Raw genomic sequence first — 21,714 nt, 5'->3', positions numbered from 1 at the left:
CTTTTTTCCATGGATGCCATCTGCCTGCTGAGAGAGACGGAAATGGGCAGGGAAGAGGCGCTCCGTGCACTCCGGCACCTTTTGCTTTCGACACGGGAAGCGCTGCTCTCACCCGATCATGAAACACGCAGGCGGGCTCAGGGGAGGTTCTTTGAGGCGGCAGCCTATGAACTCCTCAGAAAAGCGGGAGACAAAAGCCGGTGTATCGAAAGAATCGCTGCGTGGGGAGCTGATGTTGGTGAATACGGGGGATCAAAAAAAGGGATCTGGTACTCACGGGACGGCGGACTCCGGATCTGCGCAGATGGTGCGATTGCTGCTGAAGTCGATCTCCTCTTTGAAGATGATTTCGGGGTGATATTCTTTGCTGAAGCAACAATCTCCCACCCTTCTGCATCTGCGTTTTTCGGGGAGGTGGAGAAGAAGAGAGGGCTCCTCTCTGCTCTCGCCAAAGGACGCGGGGTGCAGTTCCTCTTTATCACTCCTACTCCTCCGCCACAGGGACTCTCCCCCCTCTTTGCAGCAGGCGGGGGGGTGATCGTCAGGCCCGATCTCCTTGCCCTTGTCGCTGAGGTTGAAGACGTGCTTCAAACACCACGGAAGAGGCGGGCGGTTTTCCATCCGAAGGTGGTTCCCGGAACTGCGTTCTTCCGTGAGGAAGCAGGGCCCGAAAAGAGGGAGAGAAGAGGTCTCCTCTCCTATATCCAGCGTTTCTTCCTGAAGTAGCCGAGCATCAGAAGGGAGAGACCAAACATCAGGAGAAGTGTTGCCGGGTACCCGATCTCCCAGTCAAGCTCAGGCATGTATGCGAAGTTCATCCCGTAAATTCCTGCAATGAAGGTGAGCGGGATGAAGATCGTCGCGATGATGGTGAGCACCTTCATCACTTCATTCATCTTGAAGGAGATGGTGGAGAGGTAGAGATCGAGCATGCCTCCGGTGAGATCACGCTGGGTCTCAACAGCATCGATCACCTGGATCGTGTGATCATAGATATCGCGGAAGTAGATCCCGGTTTGATCCGAGATAAGCGGGGTATCGGATCTCTCAAGGGAGGAGAGGGCTTCCCTGAGTGGCCAGACCGCTTTTCTAAGGGCGATCAGATCACGTTTGAGGCGGCGGATCGAGATGACGGTATCGGGACCCGGGTTCTGGATAAGGGTATCTTCAAGCACCTCGATATCTTCGCCAAATGATTCAAGGACCTCAAAGTATGCATCGACAATCGTATCAGTGAGGGAGTAGCAGAGGAAATCCGCCCCATATTTGATCATCTTCCCTTTGTTTCTGATCCTGAGACGGATGGGGTCAAAGACATCGCCGACCCGCTCCTGGAATGAGAGGACACAGGTTTTTGTGATGATCAGGCTCACCTGTTCGGATCGGATCTCGCCATCTGATCGTGTGAGCATCCTCTGGACCAGGAAGAGATAGTCGGGGTACTCTTCGTACTTTGGCCGCTGGGTGGTGTTCATCAGGTCCTCAAGCGTAAGCGGATGGATCGAGAAGATCTCGCCTATCATCCTGATGATCTTCGTGTCATAGATACCATCGATATTGATCCAGGTTACCGAGGGGGTGTCCCGGTACCTGCTGATGATCGCGGGATCACGGGTACACAGTTCGGTGACATTGCCTCCTGCATCGTAATCCATTACCGTTATGGTGATGGGATCACCGGTTTCTTCGCCGATATGAATGAGTGAGCCGGGAGGCATCCCGGCCTTCTTTGAGATCCTTGGGAAGAGGGGCATGATCATATCCGGTGTTTGTAGATTGTACCTTGGTTACTCTTCTGCGACCTCGCTGATGTACGCCACCCCGATCTTTCCACGGCGGAACCGGGTGCTGTTTAAGAGGTGGCGCATATCCGCAACCTCCGCTTCCTGGAGCAGGGTCTGGATCATCTTCTCAAGAGGTGCGTTTTTATCCCATGGAACCCCCCGGAAGATAACGCCATGGTTATGGAGCATTTGATCGGCGGTGCCTTTGTGTGCCGGGTGGAGGTAGGCAAGGGAATGGAGGGCAACCGGATCATAGGATGAGAGATCTGCGGTTGCATCCACCCCGACCCCGAATGAGACGAGAGTATCGCCGGTATGGTGGGGGATAGGATTCACCGAGCACCAGTCTTCAATGGCATCCTCATCCATGATCGTTCCTTTGAGTCCGCCGGAGTACTCTTTCAGGGGAGAGCGGGCAAGACCTGAGCCTGTCATCCCGGCAGTGACACCGGCGATCGCAAGGGCGATGATGCCTCTGAAGTCCTTCTGCTTCTCCTTGGCACGCAAGAAGAGCTGCCGGTAGAGATCTTCAAGGGAGATGCCATCCGGATCCTCGGATTCAAAGGAGATGTACTCGTGGAACGGCCCTTCCAGCGTGATATTAAAGGCGGTATAAACAGGTATCCCAAAATCCTCTCCTGCGGGTGCGAGAAAATCCGGGGTATCATTTCCATCGGTCGGGAGCCAGACCATCGCACCATGGAGGGTGATCATCTCCCCGAGGAGCGGGAGTGCGGATTCTGCATCAGGGCTGAGCGCACCAAGCCCGATTGAATACCGGATCGACGAAAACGTGGATTCCACCAGATCATCCCCCGTGATCCGTGCATGGAGAAGGGTGGATAAGCTCCCCCGCACCTTCAGGCGGGCGGTGCCGGTTCCTGCACGCTCCACCAGGTATGAGACAGTACCGTAACTCTCAGACGAGGCAGAGAGTTCATCGATGAGGGAGAGGGCAATCCCGTCTTTCCCGCATGCCAGAAGACCCTCCGGAACGGTGGATACGATTCGAAAGATCGAGTGAAAACCCGCCATCTTCAGCACTTTCATCGGATACTCCTGTACCCCGGCAAGTGCCATGATACCTCCACGCCGTTTCACCTCCTTTGCAAGGGCAAGAAGGGTGCGGATGCCTGCACTTGAGAGGTACTCAACCGATGACAGATCCACAACAGCTGCAAAGTCGTCGTCATGAAATCCCGACTGTATCGCTTCATCAAAGATCCCGGAGCCGTGTCCGTCAAGCCTGCCATCCGGTGCAAAGACGACCACCCCATCCTGTCGTGAGATTGCAATATTCATCGTTATCATGGTAGCTTGGAGAGGAAGAGATAAATAATTCCCCTTCACTTTCGCACCCCGTGCACTGATACTCAATACCACAGGTATCCAGATCTGTTGGTATGGAGATCAGACTTGCACCATATATTACCCTTGGAACCGGAACATTTGCAGCGATTGTTGCCCCGGAAGAGGAGATTCTTACGCTTTTTACAGAGCATCCCGAACTAAGGCGGTACCTGTTCCTGTATATCTCAGGCAATGGCTCCCGCCTGCTGACACGGGCCGGAGACAGGAGCGCCACCTTTGATGTCAGGCGGGCATTCACCGCTCACCAGCTCCTTACGATCCTCAGGGATGCAGGCCATACAATCGTCTTCATCGAGCATGATCCAACCCTCTTTGAATCCGGGGGAAGGGGTATGGCTGCTGCAATCGGGAAGGTGATCGCGGAGGTTGCCACGGGATCGCTTGTGATCCTGTACACACCTGCCCCGGATCGGTTCTTTGGCGAGATGGCTGCATATGCTGACCGGATCATCACACTTGCACCCGAAGCAGCACCGGTGCGGAAGCAGGGTGTCCGGGCGAGCCGTGCCGGTCAGGCGACACTGGGGGCATTCTGATGGGGAGGAGCATCGGAAGTGTCCGGCAGGGAGTTAACGAGATTGCCCGGCGGTGGGAGCGGGCAGGCCGGGCACTGCGGAAGGAGGAACAGCCCTATGCCGCCCGCCTCGCCGCAATGGCCCGTGCCCATACGGGTGAGGGGTTCTACGCATTCGATGATCCGCTTGAGGCGGCGGTCTTCTCGGTCTTTATTGAGCTGTTGAAGGAGTGCGATGTGGATTCTTGATGCCTCGGCAGAGAGGGGAGGCATCCGTTTCTGGGGAAGGGGCAGCGAGTCGAAACGGGTTGCCTATACCCCTTCATTTCTCTTCACCCTTGACGATCCCCATCTCCACCGGGATCTGCTGGATGGACTGGATGAGCGGTTTGGTCTTGTCCCATGCCGGGTACAGACGATCTTCTCAGAAGAGGACGGGTATGCGATTGCTGCGTCCCGGAAGGTTGCCGGGCTGATCGAGGAGCAGAGCGGGTACAGCGCAAAGATCTACAACCTTGATCTCCGGCCCGAACAACAGTTCCTTGCCGAAAAAGGGCTTACCGCCTGCGCATTTCCTGGAGAGGACCGGTTTGCCACCTCGTTTGACCGGAGCCTGGCGGGGATGGAGATCAGGGTTTCTGATCCCCCGTACCGGAGCCGGATGGTGAGCAGAATGTCAGTGGATGGGAAGGCGATCACCGGATCTCTTCCGGAGATGCTTGGTGAGCTTGCGGCATCCATTGACGATCGGAACCCGGATCTGATCATCTTTCCCCATGCCGACTACTGGATGCCGGTGCTCGTCTCTTCCGCAGAAGAGCATGGGATACTGCTCCCGTTCAGCAGGACAGGGAAATACAGCCGCCTCTCGGCACGGTCATACCAGAGTTACGGACGGATGGTTCACCGGGAAGGGGCGCTCATCCCGGAAGGGCGGTGCCTCATTGATTCGTCCCGGAGTTTCACGTACCGGGAGAGCGGGATCGCCGGGGTGCTGCTTGCCTCCCGGATGACCGGGCTTGCCCCAAACCTCACCGCCCGGCTCACCCCCGGCACACTCATCTCCGCATACGAGAACTACGAGGCGATCAGGCGGGGTATTGCGGTGCCATTCCGGAAATGGGATCCTGAAGAGAGCCGACCGATTGCCCGCCTCCGTGAGGCTGATAAAGGCGGGATGATCTTCCAGCCGCATCCGGGGGTCTATGATGATGTCGTGCAGGTCGATTTTACCTCGATGTACCCCTCGATCATCGTCGGCAAGAACCTCTCCCCCGAGACGGTTGGCGGGGGTGGGGAGGCGGGGTTTCTCGCATCAGTGCTTGCGCCGGTGGTCGGGCTCAGGCTGAAGACGAAAGCCATGAAGAAGGAGGATAAGCGGTATGCGGGTATGGACAGCCTCCTGAAATGGATGCTGGTCACCAGTTTTGGCTATACGGGCTACCGGAACGCGAAGTTCGGTTGTATTGCGGTGCACGAGGCGATCACCCGGCATGCCCGTGAGATCCTGATTGCAGCAAAAGAGTGCGCTGAGGAGTGCGGATGCCGTGTCCTCCACGGGATCGTCGACTCGCTCTGGGTTGCCGGCGGCGATATTCCACGATTTGTCCGGGAGACTGAGGCAGCCACCGGTATTCCAACCGAATCGGAGGCGTACCGCTGGATCGCGTTCCTCCCGATGGCTGACGGAACCGGTGCCTATAACCGCTATTTCGGGCGGCTGACAGACGATACCATGAAGATCCGTGGGGTTGCCGCACGCCGGGGTGATACACCCCCGTATGTGCGATCGTTTCAGGAGGGGATCTTCTCGGTGCTTGAGCGGGCGGAGTGTGCAGCAGAGCTGGACAATCTTGCCGGGGAGGTGCAGGAGCTGTTCCATGAGGCAGTATCCGGCCTTTCATCTGCGGCGATTGCGGATCTCGTCATCACACGGCGGGTGAGCAGGACCGAATATAAACACCGGTGCATCGAGGGATCGGCGATCCGTGCCTATGGGATGGCAGGGGTTGCTGTTGAAGCCGGGATGGAGATTGGGTATGTCGTCCGGGACGGGAAGCGGCTGATTGCTGATCCCCCCTGGGAGGCGGCGGCGGCGGATCCTGCCTACTACCGGGTGTTGCTGGAACGGGCATATGAGGAGGTGATGCCGGTATTCTCCATGGGGAGGGGAGATGTCAGAAGAAGAGGAGGAGGGTGTAGAATATAAATGAAACAACGGATAAAAAACAGGAGGAGGAGAAGATAATGAAGTGCGCTCTTTGTAAGAGTGGAGAGACACGGCACGGTATGACCACGATCACCTTCGAGCGGGAAGGGTTCACCCTGGTGGTAAAAGAAGTCCCGGCAGAAATCTGTATGAATTGCGGTGAGGATTATGTGGATGAGACGATCACCCATGAAATCATGGCGTTGGCTGAGCGGATTAAAAGAAAATGGCACCCTTATCGATGTCCGCAGGTATGTTCCCGGTTCTGTAACCTGTTGAGAGCACTGTAATCACTGAAGGGTGTTGCAGGAATTGAGTACACCATAAAGCGAAGATCGTTCAACTACTCCGCCCTAAAGAGCGGGGCTTGCAATAGCAGTGTTACACAGGTATTGCACTTGAATCTGAACGAAGGTTGTTCGTAGTTGAACCTTAATTCGTACCGGTCGGTTGAAGCGACCGGTACTGATTATCGATATAATAACCAAAATCCAGAACTCTTTTATCTCTTCTGGAGGATCTCCTGCATCTCCGGGGTCAGTTGAATGAGTAGTTCTGCATTATATGCACCGCTTGGCATCCTCTCTATTGGGTAATCGAATATCTGATAGGCTGCAATCGCATACGAACGTGATTTGGCAGCGGGGGAACCGTCTCTGACCGCCGGATCAACATTGGTCGTGAAGATTGAGAGCGTATTGTCGCTGTTGTAGACGAATTCGAAGTTCCGGAACTGCTGAGGGAACTCCCGCAGTGATGCGGTTTCAACCTGCCAGAACCCGAGTTCTGGACGTTCAGCATCCGGAGATTTGATAGGTATCACGGTATTTTGATGGCGATGGCCAGAGATCCATGCCACGAGATTTGGATAGGTATGGAGTTTGGCTATCAGATCAACATCAGATACCGCAGCGTACTGACTCCATTCCATGATCGAACAGGGAATAGCTGGATCATGATTGATGACTATCGGGATGTGGGCTGCGATGATCATGAGCTTTCCTTCAGCCTGACCACTCTCGAGTTCCTGTACAAGCCAGTCGTACCGCTCCTGATCGATTGAACCAAATCCGGAGCTGTTTTCACTGGGGTCATCGTCCCTTTGGGTATTATCAAGCACAATGACCTTTATCGGAATATCTGATCGCGGTTCGAATGAATAACAGGCAAATCCCGTTGTTCTGGCGGACTGGCTGAATCCATGCCCGTGTGGGCTTGAAGAGGAGTTGAAAAATTCACTGATCCACTCTGTTCTCGAGAGGAAACGGCGATCTTTATCGGCTGGGACTGTCGGGGGACCATCAGGGAAGCTGGCGACTGGCCCTGCACCGATAATATCGCCATAGGGTGTCCGGCCATCGATTGCCCCCATATAGAAACCACGGCTTTGTAGGGGGAGAGGGGCGAAGAAGATATTCCCTAATTCGAACACTTCAGTGCCGGTCATGGCACTTTTGACGTGATCATCCGGAGGGAACATACCCATCCAGAAGTGATCGTGATTGCCGAGAACCTGATACCAGCTGATCGATTCATCAAGCCCTGCTGCACGGTATTCGTCCTGGTAATCATTGAGAGGCCCGGGGATTGGATCGTCCTTGTCACCGGAGTCGGGGTTGACTATCCTGCCGTCAAGTACATCGATATACCATCGCAGTTCATTGTACTGGCCACAGTTTATTGCATCACCAAGGAATAGACCAAAGTCATATGGATTCTCTTTATGAAGGGCATTTGCCGTCTGGACTGCTGCATCGAAGATATGGGTGGTATACAGCATAGCCGGAGAGTATCCTGAAATGACACCCCCCTTATAGCCGTAATAGACCACCTGAGCAGGAGACTCTTTGTCGGTGAGATGGAGATCTGTCATGGTAAAGAAGGTCAACAGTTTCTCTGTCGTGGTATCTGATGCAGGGGTGTATCCATCCGGCATGAGGTCAAATCTCTTCTCATGCTCCAGTCCCTCGCCAAATTCCCAGTCACCATATCCATACTCTGAAAAGTTTGCGATCTGTTCCGGGCCCGGGGCGGGTGAAGTTGATGGGACGGGGACGGGAAGAACGGTTCTGTCAACTGTTGTCAGAACCACGGGATCTATTGGATAATCCGGTTCACAATCATCCGGAAGCAGGGAGTCGGGAGCAGTACATCCCGCTGCAGTGATGAAGAGCACAAACAGAAGAGCGAGGAGAATACCTGCTTTGAAATGATACATAAGGAGTATTGAATAGGCTTGGATTTAAGGGTGTGTATGAATTGCGGCGAGGATTATGTGGATGAGACGATCACCCATGAGATCATGGCGTTAGCTGGGCGGATTGCAAAGAATGTCACTCGTATCGATCTCCGCGGGTATGTTCCCGGTTCTGTCCCCTGTTTTGAGTACGGTAATCAGTGAGGGGTGTTCCCGGAGTGAAGTACACCACAAGACAGGATATCGAGGGATATCCACCTTATCTAAAGGGATAGCTCAGAAATTATGTGGTTGTAAAGAGTATCTAAAATATTACGGATATCCGTAATATTAAGATAGCAGGAGGATCAATAGAAGAAGGATCATGGATCCTACTGCACGAATCAGGCTCTCCCTTGGATTTGTATCGATCGCAATCAACATGATCTTCGGGAAAGACAGGGGGCGGAAGAGCATTCTCAGTCCGGGAGGAATCGAAGTACTCTATTCTGCGTATTTCTCCAGGGTATGTATGGGGGACATTGCCGGAATGCTGGATATTTCCCCGAGTTCCGCAACGGATATTGTGAATTATCTTGAGCGTGAAGGGTTCGTCAGGAGGATCCAGGATAGAGAGAACCGGAGGAGCATTCTGGTGGAGCCTACCGAAAAGGGTGAGGAATGGATTCTTGATATCGAAGAGAAGATGTTTGGTTTCCTTGAGTCCCGGATGGCACACCTGACAGCAGACGAGCAACTGCTTTTTGCAGATCTCTGTGCCCGCTTTACCGGAGTATCTGACAGCGATTCACTATCCACCTCTATCCAATCACTCAGGAGAGAGACTGGCTTTGAAAGGGTTCCGCTGATATTCCGGAGAGAGGGGCGGCTGATACGGCTTGAAGAGGCGGTGGATGCGAGATATGCATCAGCAGAAAAGGAAGGAAACGATATGAACACTACACCGATCATTGAATCAAGAATTCCTGAAACCTGCGATGGCATTCAGGATGAGGGAACAACAGAAGAATATGATCATATGCAGAGAGGCCTCCGTGATGAGGGGCATCTCCCGGTACATGAGCTGGCGGGGTGCACACAGGCAGGCGATCATGCACTTGAGATAGGGCCGGGACCGGGGTATCTCGGGCTTGAATGGCTCAGCCATACAGAGGGAACCCATCTGACGGGGCTTGAGATCAGCCCTGCAATGATTGCAATTGCAGAGAGAAATGCCATTGAATACCAGCTCTTGGATCGGGTGGCCTATAAAGAGGGGAATGCCCTTTCGATGCCGTTTCCCGATAATACCTTTGACTGCGCCTTCTCCAATGGATCCCTTCATGAATGGGAGGATGCAGTGCAGGTCTTTTCAGAAATATTGCGGGTAATCAGGCCGGGCGGGAGTGTATTCGTAAGCGATCTCCGCCGTGATCTCTCACCGGAGATATTTGGGTTTATGCGAAACTCCTGCCTCGGGACGGAGATCCGAAAGGGTTTTGAAACATCTGTCCGGGCTTCATATACACAGGGAGAGCTGGAGACGCTGCTGGAAGGGATCGGGTTTTCAAGATTGCAGGTCATTGCCCATCCCTATGGGCTTGTCGTGAGTGGAGAGAAATAGAGGGGCGGAACCTCTCGCAACTTTTTTTGTCTTTTTAGAAGAGTGCAATAATCCGAAACGTGGTGGTGACTAGCGCTAACGCGATCATATACCAATAGAGGAAGGAGAGTGCCCGGAGGATAGGATCTTCTGAGACAATCCAGGGTATACCTCATGGCGGAGGATGGTTCCATACTGACCTGGAGCGAGAAGAACGCAAGGTCAGGAGCTGCCCCCGATGAGGGGGTGACATGCCCTCTCCCGGACAGGAGACCGGTTCCACCCTCCTCAAACACTCTTATAGCATCTTACTCTGAGCCGTCACCGATGAGAAGGCGGTGGCTGCCCGTGCATAGGAGAGGGATCGGGTGTTGTGATCACCTTCGAGCGTGGCACGATCATGCCACCAGACCCCTTCCCAGTATTCGTGCTGTATCGAGTCCCACGTGTCAGCTGTCATGCTCCTGTCCTGTACCCGCTTCATCGCCTCCCACATCTCCGATTTGGCATCTGATCTGAGGTTGTATACCAGAGTTTCCGGTGACGTTCCGACGGTGATATTAACATATGTTCCGGTCTGGCCAGGTGCCAGGGTTCCCCACATAGGAGAGTCCGGGTTTCCTGTACAGATTGAGACGATATCATCACCGGGTACGGCAATGAAGGAGTACAGGGTGGGGGCATCAGGGTGGAACCGGTTGACGGTGTTGGTACTGAAGGGATCATCTCTATGCCATCTCTGGCCGTCCCACCAGTCGCATGAAGAGAGGATCTCCTTGAAAAAGGTATAATCCATTGGTTTGGTATAGTCGCTGATGATCTTCTCAACAGTACTATAACGGTAATAACTTGAGGGATTGTACTCCAGTGGGTCCCACACCGGCTGGGAAGGTCGCATGGCCGGTTCAAAGTAATGGTTTGTGGCGATGATAGAGTCAAACCGGCTGGTCTTCGTCGGTTCACGGATAGCAGATCTGACCCTGCTTGCTTCGATCACCTCCATTGCTCCTGACGAATCAGCCAGGAGCCGGTTTAAGGAGAAGCCACGGGTGATGGAGAGGAGAATATTCTCAGCTTCGGGGACAGATCCTGCCGTCATCCCAACATAGGCGAGTTCAAGAAAACCAATGATACCAGGTCCGCTATCCCCGGGTCCCCGTGAGGGGGCGGAGGTGACGATATAGACCAGCCCCTCTTCATTGACAACAGCATTACTCCCGATTCGTCCTGCACCAGACGGAAGAATGCACGAATACCCGTCATCAGGGTAGAGTGCCAGGATCACGCCATAGGAGTTTGAGGGAACCTGATAGTAATCTAAATTGACACCGGCGATCAGACCCGTATTCTCTTCATAGACCGCAAAGGCGGTGCAGTGTTCCTGGACCGCAGGCCCTTCGCGGTTTCCATAATAGTGCATTATAATCGGATCAAGTGGCGAGAATGGGATTCCCTGGTCATTCATGGCATCAGAGATCCCATCGAAGAACCGGATGAAATCAAAATCGGTCAGTTCCGTTCTGATATACTCCTGTGATACCAGAGATGCGTTTACGATATTTGCATACGAGTCTCTGGTGAGTGCAGATGCAAGAGAGGAGTCCCGTACAATTGCGATATAGTCTGGCACCTGAAGACCGTACTGGTACCCCATCTCATATGGGCTTCCAGAAAGGATGACCACCGGCATCACCCCGGGTGGGGGAAGGTATGCCGGAGATACCGGTGCTGTGGACGTTGGCGTGTATGCTGCTGTGGGGGCAACAGAGATGAGGAGAACCAGTATAATGAAAATGAAGGAGAGGGGTAGGGAGTGGCGCATGAGTAATTCTGAGAATGTTTTTGTTGAATAACCTTTGCTTCAGCCAGCCACCACCTCCCGAGGGTTCATTCCGATAGATGGGAGAGATTACAGCACGGTCGACAACAAAGAGTATAAAATTATAGTATCGCCATGGCGAGACATTGGATTCCACCGGGATAGGAGATTTGCTCAGGGATGGGTAGTAATGGATTTCTCAGGCATAGTCCGGATGTAGCTGCAATCGTCTATGCTGAGGGTATCTTACATTGTGGAGGTCTGGAGCCTCTTATTACGTTATTCTGGCTTTTCAGAAGAAGGCTGCTACCCTGAAGGTGATGGTGATCAGGAGGGCGGCCGGGATCACATACCTGCAGAGGATAGGCACTGCCCGGATGAGGGGAGAGCTTTCTGAAAGGTCACCCCATAGAGTCTTCTGGTCAAAGAGCCAGGCAAAAGCGATTGAGAGGAGAAGAGCAGAGGCTGAAAGGCCTATCGTCCCGAAGACCTCGTCCATTGCGTCAAGGATGGGCATATCGGCGATTCTGAGGGATAATACACTGTAGCTTGCAGCAGCAGGCATGCCTGTGATGATGAGAATTAAAGTGACAAGAGCAGCCATTGATCGTCTGGATCTCCCAAAGACTCCTGCCAGGGCGGCTGTTGGAACCTCGATGAATGATATGGCAGAGCTTGTTGCGGCAAAGAAGACGAGGAGGAAGAAGAAGACGGCAAAGACAGCACCAAACGGCATCAGTTCGAAGGCATAGGGTAGGGTGGTGAAGACGAGCTCAGGCCCGGCTGCTGGTTCGAGGCCATAGGTGAAGACGATCGAGAAGATAATGATCCCGGCTAACAGGGAGACACAGATATCTGCGATGGTGACGGTTGCCGCAGATGCCGGGATCTTCTCGGCGGATCCCAGATATGCACCATAGGTGAGGAGTGTCCCGTACCCGACCGATAGCGAGAAGAATGCCTGGCCAAGGGCTGCCCCCCAGATGAGAGGGTCTGTTAAGACTGAAAAATCAGGAGTGAAGAGGTACACAAGGCCGGATGCAGCACCGGGGAGCCTGATTGTGAAGAGAAGCATGATGAGGAGAAGGATGAAGATCAGCGGGACGAGGATAGTCGTCGTCCGCTCGATCCCCTTTGTGACGCCGGATGAGACGATCACCCCGCAGAGAATAGCTGCAAGAATGAAGAAGAGGATTGGAAGGTACGATCCAGTAAAGTCTGAGAAGGGCTCAAGGGTTCCGGTGAGGGAGAAGGCAAGGTACCCAAATGTCCATCCCGTGATGACAAGATAATATGAGATGACCCCGATCACCACGAATAAGACGATCCAGCCCGCCCACCTGAGGGAGGCTTTCTCGAAGGCGGCGATGACGGCACTCCGTGTATGCTTGCCGGCCTGCATCTCAAGGATCATCAGCGGCAGGCCGACGAGGAGGACGGCGGTAAGATATGGTATCAGGTAGGCGCCGCCGCCGTTCTGCCCGACGATGGTTGAGAAGCGCCAGATATTCCCGATGCCGACGGCTGATCCTATTGCTGCAAGGATGAAACCGATGCGGGAAGACCATTCTTCCATAGCGGGCTGATTGGCGTGATGACAGATAAAGGGTTCTGGAGCGACACGGGTAAAAAGAGAGACCTAATGCCTGTGAAAAAGAGAGAGATGGAATTTTAATGCAGCGTTCTGGCAGCGTAGTCCCGTGCACCGGCGGCAAAGGAGATGATCGGGGGCTTTTCAACCGGATCGATAATACAATCGATGACAGTTGGTTTTCCCGAGGCGATGGCCTCCGGCAGAACACGGGCGAGCTCTCCGGGTTCCCGGACAGTGATCCCGACTGCTCCGAGCGATTCTGCAAGTTTTGCACAATCCATAGGCTTAAATCGTGTCAGTATCGTCTCCTCACCAAGGGAGAGGGACTGGAATGCATGGATCAGGCCGAGCATGCTGTTATTCATTACAACCCAGACGACCGGAATATCGTAATTGACTGCGGTTGCCACCTCCATCCCGTTCATGCCGAAGCATCCGTCCCCGACGATGGCAACAACCGGCCTGTCAGGGGCAGCCAGTTTGCCGCCGATTGCAGCGGCTGTTCCAAACCCCATGGTTAAGAGGCCAAACGGTGCGATGAACTGCCCCGGTCTGTTCATCTTCAGGTAGTGGAGTGCCCAGATGAGGTGGCTCCCGACATCGCTGAAGAGGATGGCATCATCGGGGAGCCCGTCCTGGAGATCCTGTATCAGGCGCTGGGGTTTGATCGGCACCTGGCTGCTCTGCATCTTCTCCGGTTCAATAACCATCCCTTTCTGTTTCTTCTCTTCCATGAAGGCAAGAGATCTCTTTGTGATTGCAGCCTCCTGCTCGTCGAGATACCGAAGCGCCCTGAAGGAGATCTCGGAGATGACGGTCTTTGCATCACCGATGAGCGGTATATCCGCAGGATAGTTGATGTTGATGATCGTGGGATCGATATTGACGTTGATCAGGGATCGGGACGGGAGGATCTCAGGATCCCAGGAGAAGGTGGCGGTCTGGTTCAGGCTTGACCCGACGACCAGAAGGACGTCGACTGTTTTTGACTTGATATAGGATTCTGCAAGAGGAGATCCTCCAAGACCAAGCACGCCAAGTGCGAGCGGGTGATCTTCGGGGAATGCACCTTTGGCTTTGGGTGTCGTTGCAACCGGGATCTGATACATCTCCGCAAGTTCGATGATCTCCTGGCATGCCCCCGAGGCAACCGCCCCAGTCCCGACAAGGATGGCGGGGTGTTCTGCCCCGCAGAGTTCGCGTGCTGCCTCGATCACCTGTTTTCTGTCAAAATATTCTGCCGCTGGAAGTTCAAACGGCTTTTCGGGGGTCGCAACCTCGATTGTCTCCATCAGGATGTCTTTTGGCAGGCTCAGGTGTACCGGCCCTTTTCTGCCGGTCATTGCATGGATGCAGGAAGATTTGAGATCATATTCAGCCGCATACGGGGAGGTGATCATCAGGCTGCTTTTACAGATCGTCTCGAAGATCTTCACCGAATCGATCCCAATGCCCGTTGAATCCTGGAGGGTTCCTTTTCTGTTGGTAAATGTCGGGATCTGGCCGGAGAAGACGATCAGCGGGATACCGTCAAGGCTTGCACCGGCGACACCTGAGATGAGGTTGGTCACGCCGGGCCCTGATGTGGCGAAACATACACCCGGCACCCCTTTGATCCGGGCATAGCCGTCAGCCATAAAAGCCGCCCCTTCCTCGTGTTTCGTCAGGACGGGGGTGATTGACCCCTTCTTCACGCAGGTTGTGAGGAACGGTTCAAGGACGAGGCCCGGAACGCCAAAGATGTGATCGATACCCTGCTGCTCCAGATAGTCGAAGATCAGTTCTGCAACAGTGCATTTCATCTGTCATTCCCCCTCCACCCTGTTTAAGCCGCCTGATTTGAGGGAGATTTCAAGTGCCGGAACCGCTTCTGTGCGTGAAGGGTACATGGTAAAGATCCGGGAGAATCCGGATATATCGAAGACTTCCATGACGTAATCGGATACCGAACAGAGCACCATCTCGCCATCCAGGCGCTTCACATCTTTATATGTCTTGAGAAGGATACGGAGGCCAAGGCTTGATATGAATGTAGTATTGGAAAAATCGCAAATAATCCCTTTATTCACTCCAATCAGCCGCTGAAGTTGTTTTTCAAGATCCACAGACGTTACTGAGTCGACCCGAACAGGTAGCTCGATGACGACGATCGATCCAATCGTATGTTCCATATACGGGGGCATAATATCTCCTGTGAATGAACAACGGGGATATATTCATTATCAAATATAAGTCTTCGCCTGCTAAAAAGAGAGGAGATGCGCAGGATCCGCCCATACATCCTCATTGCATTCAGCATAACAGGGTTCAATCATCCTGCATAACCAGGAGAGAGGGTCCGATGATTCTCCAATCGATCCAACCACTTCTTCCCGTATCGTACTCTTCAATGACCAGAAGTGACGATTTGAACAGGCATCTGCGTTGCTCACCAATCCTGCCATAGCTTTTTCGTCCACTGCTCACAAACTCATCCCATGACAGTTGCCGATGATGCAGAACAGTTCCTGAATGCCGATAGATATGCGCAGGAGAACGGGATCGAACTCATCGAGGCAGGGGCCGGGCATGCCCGTGTTGCCATGCAGGTACAACCAAAGCACTTGAACAGCCATGGAACCGTCCACGGAGGGGCTCTCTTTACACTTGCTGATTGTGCATTTGCCATCGCCTCGAATTCACACGGCATACCGGCAGCGGCGATCAACGCTTCCATCTCATACCTCACCGCCGCACGGGAGGGGAGACTGATAGCGGTTGCAGAAGAATTTGCGAAAAATAAAAGGCTCGCCTCCTACACAGTCATCATTACCGATGAGCATGAGAACAGAATTGCAATCTTCCAGGGAATGGTCTTTCGGAAACAGCCGCGGGATGATGGAGAAAAGGACAGGAGGAGACCCTAATCATAGGCCTTCCTCGTCTCCTCGTCTGAGAGTGTTGGAGCGATAAGCTCCTGCCAGAGCTTGGAATCCCAGGTCTTTAGCGACGTGTGGGTCGTGAGATAATTCTCCGGTATCGGGTGCGTACCGACAACCACATCCATGCCATACTTCTCCCTGATGAATTCGGTGAAGTATCTGATCCGGGGGCATGGAGGATATCCGACGATCATGCCTGTTGCGAGATGGATGACAGAAACACCATTCTTCTTCATCTCCAGCGGGGCATACTCGACATTGCCACCCGGGCAGCCCCCGCAGCTTGCATAGCCTGCGATCTCCACGTCCTGATTTTTATACACAGAAAATGCCCCCTCACGGTTACGCAGGGATCTCAGACATTTGCCCCCGGCACAACTCCGGTAACGATCGCAAATGATAATTCCGATCTTGATCGGTTCAGTCATAGTAATCTAACGATTCGCCCGCATCATTCAATAGACTGACGGTGCAACAGGACTCAGCCAGGCATATCGTTTCTCATCATAGAAACTCGCAGTTCGAAGAGATTTAATGAACTCTATGCCTATCGCAATCACTGCATTTAAATACAAACATAGTAGTTACACAACCACTAATGACCGTTGATGTCCTCCTGATCAATCCCCCTGATCAGAAATCCAAGTACAAGAAGTATTTGAATATCAGAATTCCGCCTCTTGGAATTCTCTATATTGCCGCAGTTCTGGAGCAGAACGGGATATCAGTCGAGGTGATGGACTGTGCAGCAGATGACAGCGATTACCGTGATATTGAAGAGAAGGTAAGAGAGATAGATCCGTTTCTCATCGGGATTACAGCAACCACGCCACTCATTGCCGAGGCACTCCAGTCAGCAGAGGCGGTCAGACGTGTATCACAACATTCAATCGTTCTTGGTGGGCCTCATGCCACTTTTATGCACAATGACATTCTCCGGGAGAACAGTTCGATTGATCTGATAATTAAAGGAGAAGGTGAATACACATTTCTCGATTTATATCAGGCTCTAAAAAACGGAACTGACCTGAATATTGTACAGGGACTCGTCTTCCGATCAGGTGGGGAGATTATCGAAAATGGGGACAGACCCCGTATCCAGGATCTGAATGCATTGCCCTATCCCGCCCGCCATCTCCTTCCCAAAGAGAACTACCGGATCTTCGATGTCAATATGCCGATTGCAACCATGATCTGTAGCAGGGGTTGTCCAATGCAATGCTCGTTCTGCGCATCATCCGCACTTCACGGTAAAAGAATACGCAAACGCTCTCCTCAAAATGTCGTGAATGAAATCCGCCATATTCAGGAGACACTTGGGATCTCGATGATCGCATTCATGGACGACACCTTCACTCTGATACCGGGTTGGGTGGAAGAGTTCTGCAACCTGCTAATTGAGCAGGATCTTGATATCGAGTGGGGTTGTACTGCCCGTGTTGACCGGATCGATTCTGATCTTATCAGGCTGATGAAGAAGGCTGGATGCGAGACCCTCTTCATCGGGGTGGAGTCGGGGGAACAGGAAATTCTGGACATTATCCGGAAAGGAACCAGGATTGAACAGATCATGACCGTATTTGAGACTGCATATGATATAGGGATGAGAACGATAGCGTCAATTGCAATCGGGCTGCCTGGAGAAACGAAAGAGACAGCGAAGAAGAGCGTTTCACTGGTGAAGAGCATACGGGCAAGCTATGCCCTTTTCTCAGTCGCAACGCCCTATCCCGGAACGGAATACTATAGAAACGTACAGGAATCCGGCGGGTTTGGGGAGGACTGGTCGAGGTTCGATCTCTTCTCACCAATTGTGGAGACGATGAGCCTTACGCTTGATGAGATCCGGATCATCCAGAGGAGGGCGTACCGTGAATTTTACCTCAGGCCGATCTATATCCTCCGAACACTGGCAAAAGAAGGGCGTCCGTTCTTCCATACGATGAAAGTATTAATCTCCCCGTGATCCGGAAGAAGGAATGCCACAGAAAGGAAAAGATGCAGGGTGATGGGGCAAAAAGGGGACTGTAACTGAGGAAACACTTTATCATTCCAGTAGGAAAAGTACCGGTCATGGAGATGCAGACGGATATCCTCACCGCCTTCCCCGGACTCTTCATTGCGGAAGGTGATATCGGACCTCTCACCATTGAGGTGGATAGCTCGCGGATCAAAGCCCGTGCAGATGAGATCATCAGATGGATACAAGACCGGTATACGCTGGATGGTATCAGGGACGAGCCGCTCTTCAGGGCATACCGCGACTTCTTCTGGAGTGTCGGCGTTGACCCGACAAAGACCCGTCCCGCATCTGAAGCCCTCGTGCGGAGGGTGCTTGCAGGAAAGCCGCTCCCCACCATCAATTGCGCAGTTGATGCCTATAACCTGGCATCAATCCGATCAGGGATCCCCCTTGCTGCATTCGATGCCGATCGCTTAAACGGTGATCTGACCATGCGGTTTGCCGTGGATGGAGAGGAATTTCCTGGAATCGGTATGAAGAATCCGGTCATCTTAAAGAGCAACCAGGTTATTCTGGCTGATGCAGAAGATATCGTCGCCATATACCCCTATCGCGACTCGGATGCAACAAAGATCACTCTACACACTGAGACGATTCATCTCGTCGCCTGCGGGGTGCCGAAGGTGGAGCCCGGGCAGGTGAGAGAGGCATATGATCTGGCTGAGGGGTTTCTGGAGGAGTATGCAGGATAACGAGGTTATTTCTAGAACAGAGAGCACATATCCCGATGATAAGGTTTATGCCAGAAAATAAAGGAGGTATCTGCTACTGCCCGCCAGATATTGTAGCACTGCGGGCTGATGGATACTATCCCGTTGATATGCACCTGCATACAACCCATTCTGATGGCAGGACAAAGATACCTGATCTGATCCGGTATGCGGAGAGAGAGAAGATTGGTGTTGCAATCACCGATCATAATGAGATAAGCGGATCAATCGAGGCAATCGCAAAGAATCCTGCCATCCTTATTATTCCGGGGATTGAACTTGAGACACGTGAAGGACCCCATCTCCTCTTTTACTTCTATACTACAGGCGATATGGAAGATTTCTTCCATGATTTCACCATTGAACGGAACCGGCAGACACCCGGCCTTCTTCGGAATCTGCCGGTCAGGGAATGTCTGGATGTGGCTTCAGACTATGACTGTCTCAGGATCGCTGCCCATCCATATGGATACTATGGCATCAACAGAGGGATCCTCAAATGTGTCGGGAAAGAGATGCTCCCCGGCGTTCTGGATCATATTGACGGAATCGAGGTAATATGTGGGGGGATGATGTATGGCCTCAATGAGAGGGCAATTAAGTATGCAAAAAGCCATGATATCCCCTATACCGGTGGATCAGATGCCCATATCCTCTCCGATGTGGGGAATGTAGTCTCTGCTGTTGCAGCAGAGACCGTCGAGGAGTTTCTGGATGGGATCATCCGGAGAGAAAACCACGTCATCGGTTCATCAGGGGGATATATCGCAAGATGTGCAACTGCAGGAGTCATAGCATGGAGTTTTGTACCATATACCTTTGAACAGGCAGGTATTCATTACAGGTACCAGAAACACAGGACAACGAATCTGATATCATCCTACTGCACGAAAATTTCATCCAACCATTCCAGACAAAAAGAAGGGGAGGATGATTCAGAGGAGCGGAGAGAAGAGGCGTGATACCGACTTTTTTATCTTGATCTTCAGAGGAAGGGCTGCAAACCGATCGGGAGTCAGCTCGGTACAGACATGGAGATCCAGAAGATACTTCTCTTTGAGTTCCTTTGCAATCTGATGATCGTACATGATGGCATTCGTCTCAAAGTTGAGCCGGAAGCTTCGTACATCCCAGTTTGCACTCCCAACAGATGCAGCAGCTTCGTCAACGACAATCGTTTTGGCATGGATAAACCCGTTGTCATAGGTATATGCCCGGACACCTGCATCAAGGAGTTGTTCGATATATGAGTATCCTGCCCAATAGACAAAGAAATGGTCGGGTTTTGAGGGCATCATGATCCGGACATCAATTCCGGAGAGGGCAGCCATCCGAAGAGCGTCCATGATACTCTCATCGGGGATGAAGTACGGTGTCTGGATATACACTGACTCGGTTGCAAGACTTATCAGCTTGAGGTATGACTCTTTGATCGGGTTCCAGTAGGTATCAGGCCCACCTGATACCACCTGCATCGGAAGTGGTACCTCAGCCGACCCATTAAACTCGGGGAAGTAACGGGAGGAGAATTCGATCGTATCTTCTTTTGAGGCATAGTTCCAGTCCAGGATAAACCGAATCTGCATCGAAAAGACCGCATGGCCCTCTACCATCACAGCGGTATCGCGCCATGGCGCCCACTCCGGGACACGGCCCAGGTAATCATCACCGATGTTAAAGCCACCGATGAACCCGGTTTTTCCATCAATAACTGCGATCTTGCGGTGGTTTCGGTAGTTAATCCTCGGATGCCGTATATGCAGGAGGGAGGGGAAGAAGAAAGCGAGCTTTCCTCCCGCCTCAAGATAGGATGCATAGAAGGATCTCTTCGGGCCTGCCGCACCAAGCCCATCACCAAGGAATCTGACCGTAACACCCGCCTTCGCCCGCTCGGTTAATGCTGCAAAGACTTCTCTCCCGATCTCATCATCTTTTAAGATATAATATTCAAGATGGATGTGATCCTCTGCTTTCCGGATGGCCTCAAGCAGAGCGTTAAACTTGGAATTTCCGTCAATAAAGACCCTGACTTCATTATCTGTCGTCACAAGTGCCCTGTTGCTCTCCATCAGCATCAGCATCATCCGCTTGTATGCATCAGAAACAGTGTCTGGTTGTGGGATCTGATGATTGAAGAGCTCCTTCTTTTGCGATTCGATCAGATCGGTCATCTTTTCATCATACTCTTTCTTCACCCGGAACATCCGATCCCGGTGAAAACTCTGTCCAATAAAGAGGTAGAGGATAAAGCCGACTACCGGGAGAAAGAAGAGTGCCATGAGCCATGCAATCGTTGCCGTCGGGTTCTTCCGCTCGATAAAGACGACGGTCAATGCAAAAATAATGTTTGCAATGATGATGAACGGGTAGATGAAGTCTATAAGAAACTGAAGCACTTCGAAGATCATGAGCAGTACCTGTCTCCAGAGGTAAGATGATCCTTATCATATAGAATCCTGACGATAGCACGTGTCAGCGTATACAGAGGAGACCGGGCATTCACAAAAGATAAATCCTGAGTCAAATTGATAAGAGAGGATATTTTTTACAATTATGACGTTTTCAAGAGCTTTAATTAATTTACCTGAACTTTCGGAGACGCTCATCGATAACGTTTTTCCCTATTGATCCATAACTGAATACAATAATCATACGGATATAATGCATGAACATGAGGATATACTATGGATAGACGATCGATTTTCACACTCACCCTGCTTTTATTTGCCATAACCCTTCTGGCAACAGCCGGATGTATAGCCGCAAGCGACACCACTCACCTTTCAGAACAGGAAGCCCGGCAGTTCCCGGTAGTATCATTCGATGAAACCCCTATTCATTATGCAGATGTAAACGGCGTTACTCTTGCCTATCGGGAATTTGGGTCAGGGGAACCTCTCCTGTTGATCGAAGGATTTGGCGCTACCATTGAGGGCTGGAACGAGACCTTCATCGGTATCCTTGCATCGAAGTACCATGTGTAAACCTAT

The 21,714-nt window shown here is 52.3% G+C and carries 21 protein-coding genes; 12 read left to right on the top strand and 9 right to left on the bottom strand.

Annotated features, from left to right (window positions below):
* The first annotated feature begins 9 nt into the window (after positions 1 to 9).
* Entirely contained in the window at positions 10 to 726 is a 717-nt protein-coding gene (locus ACYUBO_RS02060; protein WP_460372001.1) for a hypothetical protein, read from the top strand.
* Here the strand turns inward: ACYUBO_RS02060 and corA are convergent.
* Both corA and ACYUBO_RS02050 read right to left on the bottom strand, forming a co-directional pair.
* The gene (gene corA, locus ACYUBO_RS02055) at positions 699 to 1,754 is read right to left on the bottom strand and encodes a magnesium/cobalt transporter CorA (protein WP_460372000.1); all 1,056 of its coding nucleotides are present in this window, start codon (positions 1,752 to 1,754) and stop codon (positions 699 to 701) included. The two genes, ACYUBO_RS02060 and corA, sit on opposite strands and share 28 nt — an antisense overlap.
* A 33-nt stretch (positions 1,755 to 1,787) precedes the next feature.
* Positions 1,788 to 3,086 (bottom strand): STAS domain-containing protein, encoded by a 1,299-nt coding sequence (locus tag ACYUBO_RS02050; RefSeq protein ID WP_460371998.1) that lies wholly within the window; start codon positions 3,084 to 3,086, stop codon positions 1,788 to 1,790.
* A 101-nt stretch (positions 3,087 to 3,187) separates the two neighbouring features.
* Here ACYUBO_RS02050 and ACYUBO_RS02045 point away from each other — a divergent pair, with 101 nt between their 5' ends.
* The 4 genes from ACYUBO_RS02045 to ACYUBO_RS02030 are packed head-to-tail and all read left to right on the top strand — an operon-like array spanning position 3,188 to position 6,168.
* Complete coding sequence (locus ACYUBO_RS02045; protein WP_460371996.1) at positions 3,188 to 3,691, top strand: hypothetical protein; 504 nt, start codon at positions 3,188 to 3,190, stop codon at positions 3,689 to 3,691.
* On the top strand, positions 3,691 to 3,918 hold the full coding sequence (locus ACYUBO_RS02040) for a DUF8156 family protein (protein WP_460371994.1): 228 nt from the start codon (positions 3,691 to 3,693) through the stop codon (positions 3,916 to 3,918). The genes ACYUBO_RS02045 and ACYUBO_RS02040 overlap by 1 nt, the downstream gene beginning before the upstream one ends.
* The gene (locus ACYUBO_RS02035) at positions 3,905 to 5,878 is read left to right on the top strand and encodes a type B DNA-directed DNA polymerase (RefSeq protein WP_460371992.1); all 1,974 of its coding nucleotides are present in this window, start codon (positions 3,905 to 3,907) and stop codon (positions 5,876 to 5,878) included. Before ACYUBO_RS02040 ends, ACYUBO_RS02035 begins: the two co-directional genes overlap by 14 nt.
* Positions 5,879 to 5,916: 38 nt before the next feature.
* Positions 5,917 to 6,168 (top strand): type II toxin-antitoxin system MqsA family antitoxin, encoded by a 252-nt coding sequence (locus ACYUBO_RS02030; protein ID WP_300333297.1) that lies wholly within the window; start codon positions 5,917 to 5,919, stop codon positions 6,166 to 6,168.
* A gap of 212 nt (positions 6,169 to 6,380) precedes the next feature.
* Here ACYUBO_RS02030 and ACYUBO_RS02025 read toward each other — a convergent pair whose 3' ends face one another.
* A complete protein-coding gene (locus ACYUBO_RS02025; protein WP_460371990.1) occupies positions 6,381 to 8,096 on the bottom strand; it encodes a TIGR03768 family metallophosphoesterase in 1,716 nt (571 codons plus the stop codon).
* 36 nt (positions 8,097 to 8,132) lie between these two features.
* Here ACYUBO_RS02025 and ACYUBO_RS02020 point away from each other — a divergent pair, with 36 nt between their 5' ends.
* Positions 8,133 to 8,279: a hypothetical protein gene (locus ACYUBO_RS02020; protein WP_460371989.1), complete on the top strand. Its 147-nt coding sequence runs from the start codon at positions 8,133 to 8,135 to the stop codon at positions 8,277 to 8,279.
* 160 nt (positions 8,280 to 8,439) lie between these two features.
* Complete coding sequence (locus ACYUBO_RS02015; RefSeq protein ID WP_460371987.1) at positions 8,440 to 9,678, top strand: methyltransferase domain-containing protein; 1,239 nt, start codon at positions 8,440 to 8,442, stop codon at positions 9,676 to 9,678.
* 277 nt (positions 9,679 to 9,955) lie between these two features.
* Here ACYUBO_RS02015 and ACYUBO_RS02010 read toward each other — a convergent pair whose 3' ends face one another.
* The 4 genes from ACYUBO_RS02010 to ACYUBO_RS01995 all read right to left on the bottom strand — a co-directional run bounded on the left by ACYUBO_RS02010 (position 9,956) and on the right by ACYUBO_RS01995 (position 15,253).
* A complete protein-coding gene (locus tag ACYUBO_RS02010; RefSeq protein WP_460371986.1) occupies positions 9,956 to 11,479 on the bottom strand; it encodes a C45 family autoproteolytic acyltransferase/hydrolase in 1,524 nt (507 codons plus the stop codon).
* 289 nt (positions 11,480 to 11,768) lie between these two features.
* Entirely contained in the window at positions 11,769 to 13,052 is a 1,284-nt protein-coding gene (locus ACYUBO_RS02005) for a sodium-dependent transporter (protein ID WP_300334058.1), read from the bottom strand.
* Positions 13,053 to 13,147: 95 nt separating this feature from the next.
* Complete coding sequence (locus ACYUBO_RS02000) at positions 13,148 to 14,872, bottom strand: thiamine pyrophosphate-binding protein (protein WP_460371983.1); 1,725 nt, start codon at positions 14,870 to 14,872, stop codon at positions 13,148 to 13,150.
* Between the two features lie 3 nt (positions 14,873 to 14,875).
* Positions 14,876 to 15,253, bottom strand: a complete 378-nt coding sequence (locus ACYUBO_RS01995; protein WP_300334359.1) for an STAS domain-containing protein — start codon at positions 15,251 to 15,253, stop codon at positions 14,876 to 14,878.
* A 294-nt stretch (positions 15,254 to 15,547) separates the two neighbouring features.
* Between ACYUBO_RS01995 and ACYUBO_RS01990 the strand changes: the two genes are divergently transcribed.
* Positions 15,548 to 15,976: a PaaI family thioesterase gene (locus ACYUBO_RS01990; protein ID WP_460371981.1), complete on the top strand. Its 429-nt coding sequence runs from the start codon at positions 15,548 to 15,550 to the stop codon at positions 15,974 to 15,976.
* Here the strand turns inward: ACYUBO_RS01990 and ACYUBO_RS01985 are convergent.
* Positions 15,973 to 16,419 (bottom strand): CGGC domain-containing protein, encoded by a 447-nt coding sequence (locus ACYUBO_RS01985; protein ID WP_460371979.1) that lies wholly within the window; start codon positions 16,417 to 16,419, stop codon positions 15,973 to 15,975. The genes ACYUBO_RS01990 and ACYUBO_RS01985 overlap by 4 nt on opposite strands.
* Before the next feature lie 170 nt (positions 16,420 to 16,589).
* Here ACYUBO_RS01985 and ACYUBO_RS01980 point away from each other — a divergent pair, with 170 nt between their 5' ends.
* From ACYUBO_RS01980 to ACYUBO_RS01970, 3 genes are all read left to right on the top strand, one after another.
* Positions 16,590 to 17,957, top strand: coding sequence for a B12-binding domain-containing radical SAM protein (locus tag ACYUBO_RS01980; protein ID WP_460371977.1), 1,368 nt, complete (start codon positions 16,590 to 16,592; stop codon positions 17,955 to 17,957).
* 107 nt (positions 17,958 to 18,064) lie between these two features.
* Positions 18,065 to 18,706 carry a B3/B4 domain-containing protein gene (locus ACYUBO_RS01975; RefSeq protein ID WP_460371976.1) on the top strand — a complete coding sequence of 214 codons (642 nt, stop codon included), beginning with the start codon at positions 18,065 to 18,067 and terminating at the stop codon, positions 18,704 to 18,706.
* Positions 18,707 to 18,753: 47 nt separating this feature from the next.
* Positions 18,754 to 19,686 carry a PHP domain-containing protein gene (locus tag ACYUBO_RS01970; protein ID WP_460371974.1) on the top strand — a complete coding sequence of 311 codons (933 nt, stop codon included), beginning with the start codon at positions 18,754 to 18,756 and terminating at the stop codon, positions 19,684 to 19,686.
* Here ACYUBO_RS01970 and cls read toward each other — a convergent pair.
* Positions 19,660 to 21,132, bottom strand: a complete 1,473-nt coding sequence (gene cls, locus ACYUBO_RS01965; protein ID WP_460371972.1) for a cardiolipin synthase — start codon at positions 21,130 to 21,132, stop codon at positions 19,660 to 19,662. The genes ACYUBO_RS01970 and cls overlap by 27 nt on opposite strands.
* Before the next feature lie 276 nt (positions 21,133 to 21,408).
* Here cls and ACYUBO_RS01960 point away from each other — a divergent pair, with 276 nt between their 5' ends.
* Complete coding sequence (locus ACYUBO_RS01960; protein WP_460371970.1) at positions 21,409 to 21,708, top strand: alpha/beta fold hydrolase; 300 nt, start codon at positions 21,409 to 21,411, stop codon at positions 21,706 to 21,708.
* Positions 21,709 to 21,714 lie beyond the last annotated feature (6 nt).

This window comes from Methanocalculus sp. MC3 (assembly GCF_054767395.1).
This window is presented reverse-complemented; position numbering and strand designations above follow the sequence as displayed.

Excerpts from the sequence above, each read along its gene's own strand:
- ACYUBO_RS02060 (WP_460372001.1), top strand. The coding sequence starts at position 10 with ATGGATGCCATCTGCCTGCTGAGAGAGACGGAAATGGGCAGGGAAGAG.
- corA (WP_460372000.1), bottom strand. The coding sequence starts at position 1,754 with ATGCCCCTCTTCCCAAGGATCTCAAAGAAGGCCGGGATGCCTCCCGGC.
- ACYUBO_RS02050 (WP_460371998.1), bottom strand. The coding sequence starts at position 3,086 with ATGAATATTGCAATCTCACGACAGGATGGGGTGGTCGTCTTTGCACCG.
- ACYUBO_RS02045 (WP_460371996.1), top strand. The coding sequence starts at position 3,188 with ATGGAGATCAGACTTGCACCATATATTACCCTTGGAACCGGAACATTT.
- ACYUBO_RS02040 (WP_460371994.1), top strand. The coding sequence starts at position 3,691 with ATGGGGAGGAGCATCGGAAGTGTCCGGCAGGGAGTTAACGAGATTGCC.
- ACYUBO_RS02035 (WP_460371992.1), top strand. The coding sequence starts at position 3,905 with ATGTGGATTCTTGATGCCTCGGCAGAGAGGGGAGGCATCCGTTTCTGG.
- ACYUBO_RS02030 (WP_300333297.1), top strand. The coding sequence starts at position 5,917 with ATGAAGTGCGCTCTTTGTAAGAGTGGAGAGACACGGCACGGTATGACC.
- ACYUBO_RS02025 (WP_460371990.1), bottom strand. The coding sequence starts at position 8,096 with ATGTATCATTTCAAAGCAGGTATTCTCCTCGCTCTTCTGTTTGTGCTC.
- ACYUBO_RS02020 (WP_460371989.1), top strand. The coding sequence starts at position 8,133 with ATGAATTGCGGCGAGGATTATGTGGATGAGACGATCACCCATGAGATC.
- ACYUBO_RS02015 (WP_460371987.1), top strand. The coding sequence starts at position 8,440 with ATGGATCCTACTGCACGAATCAGGCTCTCCCTTGGATTTGTATCGATC.
- ACYUBO_RS02010 (WP_460371986.1), bottom strand. The coding sequence starts at position 11,479 with ATGCGCCACTCCCTACCCCTCTCCTTCATTTTCATTATACTGGTTCTC.
- ACYUBO_RS02005 (WP_300334058.1), bottom strand. The coding sequence starts at position 13,052 with ATGGAAGAATGGTCTTCCCGCATCGGTTTCATCCTTGCAGCAATAGGA.
- ACYUBO_RS02000 (WP_460371983.1), bottom strand. The coding sequence starts at position 14,872 with ATGAAATGCACTGTTGCAGAACTGATCTTCGACTATCTGGAGCAGCAG.
- ACYUBO_RS01995 (WP_300334359.1), bottom strand. The coding sequence starts at position 15,253 with ATGCCCCCGTATATGGAACATACGATTGGATCGATCGTCGTCATCGAG.
- ACYUBO_RS01990 (WP_460371981.1), top strand. The coding sequence starts at position 15,548 with ATGACAGTTGCCGATGATGCAGAACAGTTCCTGAATGCCGATAGATAT.
- ACYUBO_RS01985 (WP_460371979.1), bottom strand. The coding sequence starts at position 16,419 with ATGACTGAACCGATCAAGATCGGAATTATCATTTGCGATCGTTACCGG.
- ACYUBO_RS01980 (WP_460371977.1), top strand. The coding sequence starts at position 16,590 with ATGACCGTTGATGTCCTCCTGATCAATCCCCCTGATCAGAAATCCAAG.
- ACYUBO_RS01975 (WP_460371976.1), top strand. The coding sequence starts at position 18,065 with ATGGAGATGCAGACGGATATCCTCACCGCCTTCCCCGGACTCTTCATT.
- ACYUBO_RS01970 (WP_460371974.1), top strand. The coding sequence starts at position 18,754 with ATGCCAGAAAATAAAGGAGGTATCTGCTACTGCCCGCCAGATATTGTA.
- cls (WP_460371972.1), bottom strand. The coding sequence starts at position 21,132 with ATGATCTTCGAAGTGCTTCAGTTTCTTATAGACTTCATCTACCCGTTC.
- ACYUBO_RS01960 (WP_460371970.1), top strand. The coding sequence starts at position 21,409 with ATGGATAGACGATCGATTTTCACACTCACCCTGCTTTTATTTGCCATA.